At 69.2% G+C, this 14,840-nt stretch carries 11 protein-coding genes; 5 read left to right on the forward strand and 6 right to left on the reverse strand.

Going from position 1 to position 14,840, the window contains the following annotated elements:
* Nucleotides 1-8 precede the first annotated feature (8 nt).
* Both AB0M93_RS21205 and AB0M93_RS21210 read right to left on the reverse strand, forming a co-directional pair.
* Nucleotides 9-1,226 (reverse strand): MFS transporter, encoded by a 1,218-nt coding sequence (locus AB0M93_RS21205; protein WP_364275883.1) that lies wholly within the window; start codon nucleotides 1,224-1,226, stop codon nucleotides 9-11.
* Nucleotides 1,216-1,674 carry a MarR family transcriptional regulator gene (locus AB0M93_RS21210; protein WP_364275884.1) on the reverse strand — a complete coding sequence of 153 codons (459 nt, stop codon included), beginning with the start codon at nucleotides 1,672-1,674 and terminating at the stop codon, nucleotides 1,216-1,218. The genes AB0M93_RS21205 and AB0M93_RS21210 overlap by 11 nt, the downstream gene beginning before the upstream one ends.
* A 66-nt stretch (nucleotides 1,675-1,740) precedes the next feature.
* On the opposite strand from AB0M93_RS21210, the gene AB0M93_RS21215 reads away from it, so the two are divergent.
* Nucleotides 1,741-2,388, forward strand: coding sequence for an HAD family phosphatase (locus tag AB0M93_RS21215; protein WP_364275885.1), 648 nt, complete (start codon nucleotides 1,741-1,743; stop codon nucleotides 2,386-2,388).
* A 60-nt stretch (nucleotides 2,389-2,448) separates the two neighbouring features.
* On the opposite strand, the gene AB0M93_RS21220 is transcribed toward AB0M93_RS21215, so the two are convergent.
* From AB0M93_RS21220 to AB0M93_RS21230, 3 genes are all read right to left on the reverse strand, one after another.
* Nucleotides 2,449-2,652, reverse strand: a complete 204-nt coding sequence (locus tag AB0M93_RS21220) for a hypothetical protein (RefSeq protein ID WP_364275886.1) — start codon at nucleotides 2,650-2,652, stop codon at nucleotides 2,449-2,451.
* A 113-nt stretch (nucleotides 2,653-2,765) separates the two neighbouring features.
* Nucleotides 2,766-3,854 carry an inositol-3-phosphate synthase gene (locus tag AB0M93_RS21225; protein WP_364275887.1) on the reverse strand — a complete coding sequence of 363 codons (1,089 nt, stop codon included), beginning with the start codon at nucleotides 3,852-3,854 and terminating at the stop codon, nucleotides 2,766-2,768.
* 71 nt (nucleotides 3,855-3,925) lie between these two features.
* The gene (locus tag AB0M93_RS21230) at nucleotides 3,926-4,471 is read right to left on the reverse strand and encodes a PadR family transcriptional regulator (protein ID WP_086679623.1); all 546 of its coding nucleotides are present in this window, start codon (nucleotides 4,469-4,471) and stop codon (nucleotides 3,926-3,928) included.
* Nucleotides 4,472-4,774: 303 nt separating this feature from the next.
* On the opposite strand from AB0M93_RS21230, the gene AB0M93_RS21235 reads away from it, so the two are divergent.
* Nucleotides 4,775-5,170, forward strand: a complete 396-nt coding sequence (locus AB0M93_RS21235; protein WP_364275888.1) for a DUF5318 domain-containing protein — start codon at nucleotides 4,775-4,777, stop codon at nucleotides 5,168-5,170.
* Nucleotides 5,171-5,237: 67 nt separating this feature from the next.
* A complete protein-coding gene (locus AB0M93_RS21240; protein WP_364275889.1) occupies nucleotides 5,238-7,898 on the forward strand; it encodes a transglycosylase domain-containing protein in 2,661 nt (886 codons plus the stop codon).
* Nucleotides 7,899-7,954: 56 nt separating this feature from the next.
* Here AB0M93_RS21240 and AB0M93_RS21245 read toward each other — a convergent pair whose 3' ends face one another.
* A complete protein-coding gene (locus AB0M93_RS21245) occupies nucleotides 7,955-8,533 on the reverse strand; it encodes a hypothetical protein (protein WP_364275890.1) in 579 nt (192 codons plus the stop codon).
* Nucleotides 8,534-9,024: 491 nt separating this feature from the next.
* On the opposite strand from AB0M93_RS21245, the gene AB0M93_RS21250 reads away from it, so the two are divergent.
* Both AB0M93_RS21250 and AB0M93_RS21255 read left to right on the forward strand, forming a co-directional pair.
* Nucleotides 9,025-12,396 carry a hypothetical protein gene (locus tag AB0M93_RS21250; protein WP_364275891.1) on the forward strand — a complete coding sequence of 1,124 codons (3,372 nt, stop codon included), beginning with the start codon at nucleotides 9,025-9,027 and terminating at the stop codon, nucleotides 12,394-12,396.
* A gap of 123 nt (nucleotides 12,397-12,519) precedes the next feature.
* Nucleotides 12,520-14,820 (forward strand): transglycosylase domain-containing protein, encoded by a 2,301-nt coding sequence (locus tag AB0M93_RS21255; protein ID WP_364275892.1) that lies wholly within the window; start codon nucleotides 12,520-12,522, stop codon nucleotides 14,818-14,820.
* The last annotated feature ends 20 nt before the right edge of the window (nucleotides 14,821-14,840 follow it).

Genomic DNA, 14,840 nt, shown 5'->3' on the forward strand with positions numbered 1-14,840 from the left:
GGCCCCGTTCAGAACTCTTCGCCGACGAGCACCGCTTCCTGCGGCACGCTGTGCGGGTCGGCGGTTTTCTCCCGCAGCGAGAGCAGCGCACCCGCGACGACGCACAGCACGGCCGACGCGATGAACGGCGCCTGCGGCGAGCCGAACCACTCGGCGACGTGCCCGACGAGCGTCGCGGCGACGGCGCCACCGAGCCAGCGGCAGAAGTTGTAGCCCGCGCTGGCGACCGGGCGCGGCGCGTCGCTGATCGACATCGCGGTCCCGGTGAACAGCGTGTTCAGCAGGCCGGACACCAGCCCGGAGACGACGATCCCGGCGACCAGCACCGGCTTGCTCGGCACGGCGAGCACCAGCATCAGCACGGCGTACCCGAAGACGGCGGCCGCGGCGGCGTGCCGCTCACCCAGCTTGGCGGCGAGCCGCGGCGCGAGGGCGACCCCGGCGACGGCGACGCACAGGCCCCAGCCGCAGAACACGAGCCCGACGGCGATGGCGCTCCAGCCGAGGACGAACGGCGACCAGGCGAGCACCGCGAAGAACGCGGCGGTGTACAGCGCCGAGGCGACGGAGGTGCGCAGCAGACCGGTGTGCTTGAGCGCGCGCAGCGGGTCGAGCAGCTTGATCGGTGCGCGCTGCTCGTCCTTGTCGCTCTTGAGGAACACCGCGCACAGCACGAGCGCGCCGGCCATCAGGATCGCGGTGCCGAGGAACGGGCCGCGCCACGAGATGCTGCCGAGCAGCGCGCCCAGCAGCGGCCCGACCGACAGGCCGACCCCGAGGGCGGCCTCGTAGAGCAGGATCGCACCGGACTGGCCGCCGGTCGCGGCGCCGACGATCACCGAAAGCGCCGTCGCGATGAAGAAGGCGTTGCCGAGGCCCCAGACCGCGCGGAGCCCGACGAGCTGCTCGATCGACCCGGCGGCCGAACACAGCGCGGTGGCCGCGACGATCAGCGTCAGCCCGACCAGGACGGTCCGCTTGGCGCCGAAGCGGGCACTCGCCGCGCCGGTGACCAGCATCGCGATGACCTGGACGCCGAGGTAGGACGAGAAGAGCAGGGTGACCTGGGACGGCGTCGCGTCCAGGCCCTTGGCGATGGACAGCAGGATCGGGTCGACCAGCCCGATCCCCATGAAGGCGATGACCGCGGCGAACGCGGTGATCCACACCTGCTTGGGCTGGCCCTTGACGGCGTCCAGCAGGCTCGAGTGGTGTTCAGCGCTCATCGCTGATCAGTTCCTCCTTCTTGGTGACTACGAGCAACTTGGCGAGGGCCGGGAGGGCGGCTTCGATCGCGGCGCGGTCGGTGTCGTCCATGGCGATGAGCCGCTCGCGGAGGAACTCCTCCCGCGCGGCCACCGTCTCGGCGTAGAAGCGGCGACCCTCGTCGGTGACGTCCACGAGCACGGCCCGGCCGTCGGCGGGATCCGGGCGCCGGGTCGCGAGGCCGAGCCGTTCGAGCCGGCCGACGACGTCCGTCATCGACGGCAGCTTGACCTGCTCGAACTCGGCCAGCGCGCTCATCCGCCGCGGTCCGCCGTTGACCAGCTCGCTCAGCACCGAGCCCTGGGTGAGGGTCAGCGACAGCTGCGGCGTCTGCCGGCGCACCTGGTGGTACAGCCGGAAGACCAGCGGCCGCAGCCGGTGGGCGAGATCGGTGATCGCGGAAGTCACTTAGCCAGGCTAACAAAAAATAGTAAGCGTAGCTAAGTAACTCCTCTCACAGGCTAGGCTCGACGCATGGAAGCGGTGATCTTCGACCTCGACGGCGTACTGGTGGATTCCGAGCGGATCTGGGACGAAGTGCGGCGCGCGGTCGTCGCCGAGCACGGCGGCACCTGGCGCGAGGAGGCCACGCGGGCACTGCAGGGGATGAGCACCCCGGAGTGGGCCCGCTACCTGGTGGAGGAGCTGGGCGCGCGGCTGTCACCACCGGAGATCGCGACGCTGGTGGTCAAGCGCATGGCGGCCCGGTACGCGGCGGAGCCACCGTTGATCCCGGGCGCGGTGGAGGTCGTGCGGCAGGTGTCGGCACGGTGGCCGGTGGCGATCGCCAGCTCGTCGCCGGTGATTCTGATCAAGGGCTTCCTGGACGTGACGGGGCTGCCAGTCGGGGCGGCGGTGTCGTCGGAGCAGGTCGGGGCGGGGAAGCCGGCGCCGGACGTGTACCTGCGCGCGGCGGAGCTGCTGGGAGTGGCGCCGGCGGAGTGCGCCGCGGTGGAGGACACGACCAACGGGCTGCGGTCGGCGTTGGCGGCGGGGATGGCGGTGTACGCGGTCCCGAACCCGCACTTCCCACCGGACCCGGAGGTGCTGAAGCAGGCGACGGCGGTGGTGAAGAAGATCACCGACCTGCCGGGGGCGTTGGAGTCATCGCCCGACGCCTGACCCGCGCGGCGGGAAGTCGGGAGGCCAAGCACGACCGGCTGCTCGATGTGGCTGTGTGAGCTACTCGGCCGAGGACAAGAAGCCGTTGATCGTCTTCCGGATGGAGCCGGGTGGCGCGTCGTGTTCCTCCAGAGTGCCGATCGGCCTGCGACGAAGAGCGTGTGCAGTAGCGACGAGCCGGGTGGCGTCGGCAGGTGGATCGCCCCCGTAGCTGTTCTCGATCTGCTCCAGGGACAAGGATTCGCGGAAATTCGAGGCGGTCACAACTGGTCTCTCTCGTTCATCTTGGCGGTCGGCACGGTGTGCCCTTCCTGCCTCGGCAGGCAGCCGCGAAGAAGGCCGCCACCCAGTGGTGACGGCCCCCTCCGCAGACAGCCTTACCGCTCGAGCTCGCCGCGGATGAACTTCTCCACGGCGTCACGCGCGGTCGCGTCGTCGTACTGCTCCGGCGGCGACTTCATGAAGTAGGACGACGCCGACAGGATCGGGCCGCCGATGCCACGGTCGAGCGCGATCTTCGCGGCGCGCACCGCGTCGATGATGATGCCCGCCGAGTTCGGGGAGTCCCAGACCTCGAGCTTGTACTCCAGGTTCAGCGGCACGTCGCCGAACGCGCGGCCCTCGAGGCGGACGTAGGCCCACTTGCGGTCGTCGAGCCACTGCACGTAGTCGGACGGTCCGATGTGGACGTTGCCCTTGCCGAGGTCGCGGTCGACCTGCGACGTCACCGACTGGGTCTTCGAGATCTTCTTCGACTCGAGCCGCTCGAGCTCCTTCATGTTCAGGAAGTCCATGTTCCCGCCCACGTTGAGCTGCATCGTCCGGTCGAGCTGGACGCCGCGGTCCTCGAACAGCTTCGCCAGCACGCGGTGCGTGATGGTGGCGCCGACCTGGGACTTGATGTCGTCGCCGACGATCGGGACGCCCGCGTCTTCGAACTTCTTCGCCCACTCGGGGTCGGAGGCGATGAACACCGGCAGCGCGTTGACGAACGCCACGCCGGCGTCGATCGCGGCAAGGGCGTAGAACTTGTCCGCCACCTCGGAGCCCACCGGCAGGTACGACACGAGCACGTCGGCCTGCGCCTCGCGCAGCGCGGCGACGACGTCGACCGGGGTCTCGTCGGACTCCTCGATCGTCTCGCGGTAGAAGCGGCCGAGCCCGTCGTGGGTGTGACCGCGCTGGACCGTGACGCCCAGCGGCGGCACGTCGGCGATCTTGATGGTGTTGTTCTCCGAGGCGAAGATGGCCTCGGACAGGTCGCGGCTGACCTTCTTGGCGTCCACGTCGAACGCGGCGACGAACTCGATGTCGCGGACGTGGTACCCGCCGAAGTCGACGTGCATCAGACCGGGGACGCGGGTGGCCGGGTCCGCGTCGCGGTAGTACTGGACACCCTGGACCAGCGACGCCGCGCAGTTGCCGACGCCCACGATGGCCACCCGTACGCGGCGGTTCTCGCCCATGGGGGTTTCTCCTTCAATCCGTGTCTGTTCAGTAGGTCTGTGCCGCGACGCTGCGGCCCGGGCCGGGCGGCTCAGGTCTCCGGACCCTGCCGTTCGGCTTGTTCGTGCGCGATCAGCTCGTTGAGCCAGCGCACCTCCCGCTCGCTCGTCTCCAGCCCCAGCCGGTGCAGCTCGCGGGTGTAGCGATCGATCTTCTCCTCGGCCCTGGCCAGCGCCGCCCGCATGCCCTCACGGCGTTCCTCGACGCGGCGGCGGCGGCCCTCGAGGATCCGCATCCGCACGTCGGCCGGGGTCCGCGAGAAGAACGCCAGGTGGACGCCGAAACCCTCGTCGTCCCAGGTCTGCGGCCCGGCGTCGCCGAGCAGCTCGCCGAAGCGCTCCTTGCCCTCCGCGGTGAGCTTGTAGACCCGCCGTCCGCGCCGCGACCACGCCCGGTCGTCGGCCTCGTCCAGCTCTTCGACCAGGTACCCGGCCCGAAGCAGCTTCCGCAGGGTCGGGTACAGCGAGCCGTACGAGAACGTCCGGAACGTGCCGAGCGTCTCGTGCAGCCGCTTGCGCAGCACGTACCCGTGCATGGGCGCTTCGTGCAGAAGACCCAGGATCGCGAACTCCAGCACACCGCACCCCCTTTCGGGAACAAACCGAGACGACCGGCGTTGCTCCGAACGATCGCCTCGATCCAACCTACTCAGCCACTATATCGCCCCGATACATCGAAGTGGCGAAGCTAACCCTGACTGATTACCCGCGTGTTCCGGGGCTTCGCCCCGAGCCGGGGGCTCCGCCACCCGGAACCCCCATAGCCGGTGGGGGCGAAATTCACCGGAGAGTTATCGAACGTCCGGCGTGTCCGCCCCGGTCCGCGGCCTGGTGCCGCTAGGGGGCGTGGATCCCACAGGAAGAGCCCGTACTCTGTCCTCGTGAATAACCAGCGGCAGGTCGTGGACTACGCGCTGCAGCGCCGTGCGCTGCTGGCCGAAGTCCGCTCCGGGCGCGTCGGCAGCTACGAAGCCTGCGACGCGAGCCCGTACCTGCTGCGAGCGGCGAAGTTCCACGGCCGCGCCGGTGACCAGCCCTGCCCGATCTGCCGCCAGGAACCCCTGACCCTGGTGTCCTGGGTCTACGGTGACGAGCTCAAGCACGTCGCGGGCTCGGCGCGGACCCCGGAGGAGCTGGCCAGGATGGCGGGCTCGTTCGGGGAGTTCACCGTGTACGACGTCGAAGTGTGCCGGGCATGCCACTGGAACCACTTGGTCCGGTCATACGTCCTGGGCACAGGGGAACCGGCGAGTCCGCGAAGGACCACAGGCCGGTGAGCCACCGTACGACCAACGCAACGCGCAGGTCAGTGCCCCTGCGGGTACTGATCCGGGAGGACCGTCCGTGACCGACGACCACAACCGCTCCTGGCCCAACCAGGAGCCAGACGCACCTCGCCGTGCCCAGTGGCCGGGCGAAGACGCGGGACCGGCGTGGCCCGGTGAACCCGCCCGGCGAGCCAACCCGGCTCGCGGTGGCGCGCGGCAGTCCGGGCCCGCTTGGCCCGCCGGCGACGAAGGCGGCCCGCAGCGGCCGAACGACCAGGCACGACGTCCGCAGACACCGCCCGGCGGCAACCGCCGTCAGCCGCCCCCGCCCGGACGCCGTTCCGGAGCCCCGCCCGGCTCGCCGCCGCAGGGCTTCCGGCAGCCGCCGCCCGGCGGCCGCCGTCCGGAACCGCAGACCGAGCGTGAGCCGGATCTCATCACCCACCACGCGCACAACGGGACCGAGGACGCGTACGACTCGTACGACGACGACCGGCGCTTCGACGAGTTCGCCGACGACGTCGAGCCCCAGCCGGAGCTCGACGAGAAGGGCCGCCGGGTCCTCACGCCGGCGCAGCGGAAGAAGCGCCGCTGGAAGATCATCCGCCGCGTCGCGTACGCGTGCGTCGGCGTCTTCTTCGTCGTCCCGGCGATCGCGTTCGTGATCACGTACTTCATGGTCGACGTGCCGACGCCGGAGAGCGTCGCCGCACTGCAGAGCCAGCCGGTCACCTACTACTACGCCGATGGCAAGACGGTGATGGGCAAGTCGCTGCCCAAGGGCGGTGACCGTCAGCTGCTCAAGCCGGGCGACATCCCCGACGTCGTCAAGCACGCCGTGTACTCGGCCGAGGACGCGACCTTCGAGACCAACTCCGGCTTCGACGTCACCGGCATCCTGCGCGCGGTGTACAACCAGGCCACCGGTGGCCAGGGTGGTGGGTCGACCATCTCCCAGCAGTACATCAAGAAGGCCACCGAGAACGACGCCCCCAGCCTCAGCCGGAAGTGGACCGAGCTGGCCAAGTCGTTCAAGATGAACAACCAGGAGTCCAAGGAAGAGATCATCACGGGCTACCTGAACATCGTCTACTTCGGACGCAGCGCGAACGGCATCCAGGCGGCCGCGAAGGCCTACTTCAACAAGGACGTCAAGGACCTCAGCGCGTCCGAAGCCGCGTTGCTGGCCGGTCTGATCCAGGGCCCGAGCAAGTCGGAGAACCAGGACTACGCCACGCGGCGCTGGAACTACGTGATGGACCAGATGGTGGCCAACAAGTGGCTGCGCGCCGACGAGCGCGCGGCCGCGCAGTTCCCGACGCCGATCCCGAAGGTCACCAAGGACACCGGCCAGTCGATGCCGTACCACATCCAGCAGCGGATCGACGAGGAGCTGGCCGCCGAGGGCTACGACAGCACCAAGCTGCACGCGACCGGCGCGAAGGTCTACACCACCATCGATCCGAAGGCGCAGAAGGCGGCCGAGGACGCGGTCACGAACAAGATGAAGGGCCAGAGCGACCCCGAACTCCTGGGCGCACTGGTCGCGGTGAGCCCGAAGACCGGCGGCATCCTCGCGTACTACGGCGGCCCGGACGTGGTGAAGGGCGACGACGGCAAGGACAAGGTCGCCGAGGACTGGGCCAAAGTGCCGCAGAACCCGGGCTCGTCGTTCAAGGCGTTCGACCTCACCGCCTACCTCAAGATGGGCAAGGGCCTCGGCGACACCTTCGACGGGTCGAACAACCGGATGTTCCCCGGCCGCAAGTCCCCGCTGCGCAACGCGGGTGACAGCGCCAGCTGCGGTCCGCAGTGCACCGTGGCGACGGCGATGGAGATCTCCGCGAACACCGTGTTCTACGACATGGTGCTCAACGTGACGAAGCCGGCGCGCGTGGCCCAGGCCGCCAACGAGGCGGGTGTGCCGACGTCACCGCAGATGAGCCAGGACATCAACATCGCGCTCGGTGGTGGCGCCACCGTGGCCACCCCGGAGGCCATGGCCGCGGGCTACGCGACGTTCGCCGGCGAGGGCATGCGCCGGGACGCCCACTTCGTCGCCAAGCTGACCAACGCCCAGGACGAAGTCGAGTTCGACGAGAGCAAGTACCAGGCCAAGCCGGCGTTCGACGGCGACGCGCAGAAGACCGCGCAGATCGCGGGCAACGTGACCACGGCCCTCGGCCCGGTCATCACCCACTCGCACCTGAACTGCCCGGCCGGTCACCAGTGCGCGGGCAAGACCGGTACGCAGCAGTACGACGTGCAGCAAGGCGACCCGGCGAGCTACGCGAACCGCAACGCGCAGACGTGGATGGTCGGCTACACGCCGTCGGTCTCGGCGGCGGCCTGGGTCGGCGGCAACGGCAACCGACCCCTGCACGACAACCAGAACAAGCCCATCTTCGGTAGTACCTACCCGGGTCCCATCTGGGAACAGTTCATGAAGGAGTACCTGGACGGGACCCAGCCGGAGAAGTTCGACAAGGTCGAGCCGATCGGCAAGGACCCCAACGACGTGACCACGACGGCGTCGAAGCCGTCCGACACGCCGACGCCGACCGAGACGCCGACCACGACGCCGAGCCAGCCGAGCACGGAGCCGAACACCGAGACCGAGTCGAGCCCGACCAAGCCGACCAAGTCGCGGCCGGGTCCGCCGGGCACGGGCGGCCCAACCCCGCCGCTGCCCGGCGGTGACGGATTCGCCCGGCCACCAGGCTCGGAAACCGGCTGACGCAAAGGCCCCGCACTCACGAAGAGTGCGGGGCCTTTGCGTTTTCCCCTACGGCGTCAGCAGTTCCGGATGCTCCACACCGGACCCCAGTAGTACGACTCGTCGAAGCTGTTGGGCACCGGCGTCGTGTAGAGCAGGTTCCCGGACTTGCCGTAGAACCTGGCGCGCGTGCCCGACGTCTGCTCGTTGATCCACGAACCGGTGCCGGTCCAGTTCGGCAGCGGGTAGCTGGCGCAGTTGTACGCCTCGATCACGTCGCCCATGTACCACTCCTGGCTGTACGCACAGAAGTACCCGTCCTTGGCGTGCTGCTCGCCGTAGAAGCACGGGTCCCAGTCGGCCGCGGTGTTCGTCGTCTTCAGGTTCCGGACCTTTGTCTCACCCGGCACGGTGAGCGCGATGGTGGCGTTGCCGCCGAGATCGATCTTGTTCGGCGCGATCTGCTTCCCGCCGGTCGTGGCGAGGTAGCTGTCCGCCTTCGCCTGCAGCGCCGCGGCCTGGTCGGCGGTCAGCCCCGCCGCCACGGCTTCCGCGCGGAAATCCGGGTGCGTCTGCGCCGCACCCGCCGACACCGCGCCACCGAGCAAGGACAACGCCGTGGCCGCGAGCACCCCGGCAAGACGTCTTCCAGACATTACTTCCCCCTTCGGTAAATCATGATCGATAAACCCCAACGGTTCGCAGCCTGCCTGACGAACACCGGTGTGATCAAGGACGAAAAGTGAATTGCTTCCAATGGAGCAGAGCGCTCGGCGCATTGCGTCCGGCCACCCCTGAAGACGAGCACCACCTCCGACAGTCGGGCGTTTTGTCCGTAATTGCACCCGAATGGAGGCTGGCGTGAGTTGATCGACGAAAGCTTTGATGATCGAGTGCGCTGGGGTGTTTGCCCTGGCCACGACCGCCGGAGCACGGGGAGGCACCGGCGTCACAGCAGTACCCGGGGGAGAATCGTGTTCACTGGCCGGCTTGTGCCATTTTCCTGCACCGATCCGCGTCGAGCTTTCTGCTGCTCCGTCGGATAAGGCTTTCTCGTTTCACCAGTCCGCGCATTCAAAGGATTTCGTATGCCGGTTTCCCCGGCAACCGTGAATTCGGCGCACCCGGCGTGCGAGAGAGGGAAAAAATGAGACGAAGCTGGCCGAAAGCCGCGGTAGCGGCACTGGCCTTCCTCACGCTGACACCGATGATGACCGCCGCGGCCGACCCCGATGCGATGCCCGTGCTGCCGCCCGGCGCGGTGCAGGGCAACACGACCCCGGCCCCACCCGTCGATCCGCCTGCCGTCGACCCCGGCAAGCGCGACGAGCTGCTCGGACAGGGCTGGCAGCGCTCCGGCGACCGGCTCTGGACCACCAGCAGCGACGCGTCCGGGTTCCACGTCCTCGTGGCCGAGGCCAAGACCGGCTACACCTGGCGGACCGCCGCCACCCTCGGCAAGCCGAACGCTGACGTCGACCAGTGGATCGGCAACGCCTGCGTGACCGGTTCCGGCCAGCGGGCCGTCGTCGTCTACGCGCCCCGCCGGTTCACCAACAAGGAAGCGCTGACCGGCCGCGGCGGTCTCACCGCGGTCGTCGACCTCACCACCGGCGCGGTCACCAACCTGCCGGTGCGCACGTCGCTCGCGTACTACAACCCGGGGTGCGGCGCCGGGGAAACCGCCGCGCTGACCCAGGAAGCCGACGAGGACCTGGGCAAGACCGGAGTGCTCGTCGTCGATGCGGCGACCGGCAAGCTGAGCCCCCGCAAGGAGTTCGCCGGTCAGGTCACCTCGGCGACGCCGACTGCGGGCGGATTCGTCGTGGCGGACCGGCTGGGCCTGCTGAAGGCGGCTGACAACGGCGACCTGATCCGGCTGGTCAAGGACACCGGCGGCGTGCCGTCCGGCGTTCGCGCCGACTCAGCCGGCGGCGTCGTGTTCATGGACCGGGACAAGGACAAGGCCCGTGTCTTCCGCGTGGCGCCCGGCGCCGGCGGCAAGCCGGCCGTCACCGCGCTGGCCAGCGGGAAAGCCGGCGCGCTCGACGTCGGGAGCGGGGCCGGTCAGGTGTTCATCACCGGCCAGGCGGACACCTTGGCCGCGCTGCCCGCGCAGGTGCGGAAGCTGGACATCCCCGCGACCAGCGAGGTCTCGACGCTCGGCGAAGCCGCCGTCACCCACAGCCAGACGCAGATCACCAACGCGGACCCGGCCGTGCCGGAGCAGGTGCACATCGAAGGCCGGAGCACGAAGACCGGCAAGGCACTCGGCTTCAGCTTCAACCCCGGTTCGACGCCGAAGCCGCGCTGGAGCGACACCACCGACCCGGCCCGGACGTGTTCGGTGCCGCGCAACAACCCCGCCGTGCAGGTGTACCAGCCCAAACCGAAGCAGGTGGAGTGGGCGGCCGACATGGCGGTCAAGAGCCATCTGTACAACTCGCGCCCGGCGAACTGGAACGGCAACGGCATCAGCGCCTACACCCCGCAGGGGATGTTCCCGCCGGTCGCGCTGTCGCCCGGCGGCCAGGTGCCCGCCCAAATCCTGCTCGGCATCCTCGGCCAGGAGTCGAACCTGTGGCAGGCAAGCCGGTACGCGCTGCCCGGTGAGACCGGCAACGCACTGATCGGCAACTACTACGGCCTCGACATCTACGACGCCGACGCGGGCAATGACTGGGACATCCACTGGGACGATGCTGACTGCGGTTACGGCGTCTCGCAGATCACCGACGGTATGCGGCTGGCCGGGCACGCCAAGCCCGGTGAGACGCTGCTGTCGGCGAGCCAGCAGATCGCGGCGGGCACCGACTACGCCGCGAACGTCGCCGTCGGGCTCCAGGTCCTCGTCTCGAAGTGGAACCAGATGCAGACCCTCGGGATGACGGTGAACAACAACGACCCGACGAGTATCGAGAACTGGTTCTATGCGACCTGGGCGTACAACTCCGGCTACCACAACCCGGGCGAATCCGGTGCCAACGGCGCGTACGGGCTCGGCTGGCTGAACAACCCGGCCAACCCGCGCTACAGCCCGAGCCGCCACGCGTTCGGCAGCGACCCGCACGACTTCGCGCACCCGCAGCAGTGGCCGTACGAGGAGAAGGTGCTCGGCTTCGCCTCCTACCCGCCGAGCGGTTACGAGGCGCCGGGTGTCGAGGTGCCGTTCTTCCGGCCGGCCCAGTGGCTCACCGACAGCTTCCGGGCGACGGCGGTTCCGGCACCGCAGCTATTCTGCATCGCGGACACCGGCTGCCAGTGGGGTACTTCGAACGAGCCGCAAGCGCCCGACGTCAAGGGTGAGCCGTACGGTCCGTGCGCGCACAAGAACAGCGCCGGCCTGAACGACCTCAAGTGCTGGGTGCACAGTCCGGTCACCTTCAAGGCCAACTGCGCCAGGGAGTGCGGGTTCGAAAAGATCCGCTACGACTACCCGGACTACGCGGCGGAACAGGCGAACGGCACGAGCTACCCGCCCGCCTGCAACACCGTCGGGCTGGCCGGTAACGCGCTGACCGTCGACGACGTGCCCGGCTCGACCCATCCGATCCAGAACCCGAACTGCAACGGGATCGGCAAGAACTACGGCAGCTTCGACTTCGCCTTCGCCAAGGACGCGAACGGGTTCGAGGCCTCGAAGATCGACCTGCACCAGCTCGGCGGCGGGTACGGCTCGCACTTCTGGTTCAGCCACACCCGCGGCGACAACGTCGAGGGCCGCAAGCTGCAGATCACCGGCACCTGGACGTTCGACGCGATCGACGGCCTGGCGAGGGTGAAGGTGCACGTCCCGGACCACATGGCCGACGGCGGGTCGGTGACCTACACGATCGACACGGCCAACGGCCCGGTCCAGGTCTACGCATCCCAGGTGAACTCCGGGAACCGCTGGATGGATCTGGGTGTCTACCCGTTCAGCGGTGTGCCGAAGGTGCACCTGAGCACGATCGACTCGACCGGTGACGGGACGAAGAAGGTGGCGTGGGACGCCGCCGCGCTCGAACCCGCCTACGGTGTCGACAACCCGGGCGACTACAACCCGTCGTTCCGGAACTTCGGCTCGAACCTGTGCCTGATGCTGCACGGCAACACCCCGGCCAACGGCGCGGTGGTCGAGCAGCGGACGTGCACCGCGTTCAGCGCGAACTACTGGCACCTCAAGGAGCTGCGCACCGAAGGCAGCGGTACCGACCTGAGGCACATCGTGCAGATCGTCGACCGTGGTAGTTACCTCTGCCTCACGCCCGCCGGAGGCAGCACGGCCAGCGGAGCGGCGATCGTCGAAGCGACCTGCAACGTGAACGACACAGCTCAGCAGTGGAGCTTCGCCGACCTCGAGAACACCGACCCGGCCTCGTCGGAAGGCCTGGACAACGTGAAGAGCGGCCTGATCGTCGGGCCGAAGGACTCCGCCACGACGATCGGCGCGCCGATGACGCAACGCGCCCCTGTTGTGGACGGTGACCACGTGCTCGACGACACCCAGTGGTGGTTCAAGACCATGAGCCAGCCCTGATCGACCGGGCCCGGCAGGCACCCCGCCTGCCGGGCCCGTTCCGGTGAACCACAGCCGCCCGTGGTCCGTGTGGAGTGTCGAGGGGTCTGCGCCCGCAGCCCACTTGCGTACCGAGGACGGCCCGTGTACACCGACCGAAATCGCTCGAGGCCCGGCCGGCGGCCGGTTCCGCGTGGTCGTTACCAGCCACGCCGGCCCCTCCCGCCGCTGCCGGGCGAACTGCCCGTACCGGACGAACCCGCCGACGGCGCCCCGCCGACGGACCAGCGCCGCCGGCGCCGCTGGAAGACCGTGCGCCGGGTGGTGTACGTGCTGGCCGGCCTGTGCTTCGTCGTGCCCGCGGTCGCGTTCGTCGTCACCTACTTCGCCGTCGACGTGCCTTCGCCGGACAAGGTCGCGCAGTCGCAGGGCCAGGCGGTCACCTACCTCTACGCCGACGGCACCGAGATGGGCAAGGACGTGCCCGCCGGCGGGAACCGGCAGATCCTCAGCTCCGCGCAGATCCCCGACGTCGTCAAGAAGGCCGTGATCGCCACCGAAGACGCGTCCTTCGAGACCAACTCCGGGTTCGACGTCTCCGGCATCCTGCGGGCCGCCTACAACCAGGCCACCGGCGGGTCCGGCGGCGGGTCGACGATCTCGCAGCAGTACATCAAGAAGGCCACCGGCGACGACGCGCCGACACTGACCCGCAAGTGGGTCGAGCTGGCGAAGTCGTTCAAGATGAACCAGACCTACGAGAAGGCGGACATCATCACCGCCTACCTCAACACCATCTACTTCGGCCGCGGCGCGTACGGCATCCAGGCGGCGGCGCAGGCGTACTTCGGCAAGGACGCCGCCCAGCTGAACTTCTCCGAGTCCGCGCTGCTCGCCGGGCTGATCCAGCAGCCGGGCCGGTCGGAAAACGCCACCGTGGCGCGCGACCGGTGGAACACCGCCCTGGACCGCATGCAGCGCAACGGCTACCTCACCGCGGCCGACCGCAAGGCAGCGAAGTTCCCGACGCCGGTACCGCTCGTCGAATCGCGGCAGGGGACCACGATCAACCCGTTCATCAAGAAGCAGGTCAAGGCCGAGCTCGCGGCCGCGGGCATCCCCGAGGAGAAGTACTACGCGGGCGGGTTCCAGGTGTTCACGACGATCGACTCGAAGGCGCAGGACGCCGCCGAGAAGGCCGTCGCGCAGGGCATGGCCGGGCAGACCGACGACCGCATCCTCGACGCGCTCGTCGCCGTCGACCCGCAGTCCGGCGGCATGCTCGCCTACTACGGCGGGGCACCGATCGTGAAGGGCCCCAACGGCGAGGACCAGGCCGGGCGCGACTGGGCGGACGAACCGCACAACCCCGGGTCGTCGATGAAACCGTTCGACCTCACCGCTTTCCTCAAGGGCGGCCGCGGTCTCAACGCCGTGTTCGACGGCCGGTCGCCGCGGTCGTTCCCGGACGTGCCGCTGCCGGTGCGCAACGCCGGGACCACCAGCAGCTGCTCGGAGACGTGCACGGTGGCCGAGGCGATGCAGCGGTCCACCAACACCGTCTTCTACGACATGGTGCTCAACGTGACCAAGCCGTCGGGCGTGGCCGAGGCCGCGCAGGAGGCGGGCATCCGCACGAAGGACAACGGCGGCCGCAGCGTGCTGTTCACCGGGGACAACAACATCTCCATCGGCGGCGGCCAGACCGCCGTCACTCCCGCTGACATGGCCGCGGGGTACGCGACGTTCGCCTCCGGCGGGCTCCAGCGCGGCCGCCACTTCGTGCAGAAGGTGACCAACGCCCAAGGCGAGACCGCCTACGAGGCCGACACGCACGCGACGGAAGCGTTCGCGGACAACGACCGCGGCAAGAGCAGGCAGATCGCCGGGAACGTCACCGCCGCGCTGGCGCCGGTGATCCCGTTCTCGCGGCTGACCTGCCCGTCCGGGCACGAGTGCGCCGGCAAGACCGGCACCCAGCAGCACACCCCGGGCGACGACGAACCGGCGTCCGCGGCGAACACGAACTCCCAGACGTGGATGGTGGGCTACACGCCGTCGGTGTCGGCCGCGGTGTGGGTGGGCAGCGACGGCGACAAGGCACTGCACGGCCCCACTGGCGCGCCGCTGACGCCGTCCGTCGTGGCCGGCCCGGTGTGGCAGCGGTTCATGCAGCTCTACCTGGCCGGGAAGCCGGGCGAGCGCTTCGACCGCGTCCAGGCGATCACCGCGCCGCAGGACGACCAGTTCCAGTTGCAGCTCCAGCAGCAGCAACAACAGCAGCAGTTCCAGGAGCAGCAGCAGGACTTCACCGTCGGCCGCGGCAACCAGAACCAGCAGCAGCAACAACAGCAACAGCAGCAACGCGGTCGCGACCGGCGTGACGGCCGTGGGCCGGGGCGGGGCAACGGGAACGACACCGGCCAGGCGAATTTCGGCCCCTGACCTCCCCGGTCTGCCAGGAT

Source organism: Amycolatopsis sp. NPDC051102 (assembly GCF_040682815.1).
In the GTDB taxonomy this organism is placed as follows: Bacteria; Actinomycetota; Actinomycetes; order Mycobacteriales; family Pseudonocardiaceae; genus Amycolatopsis.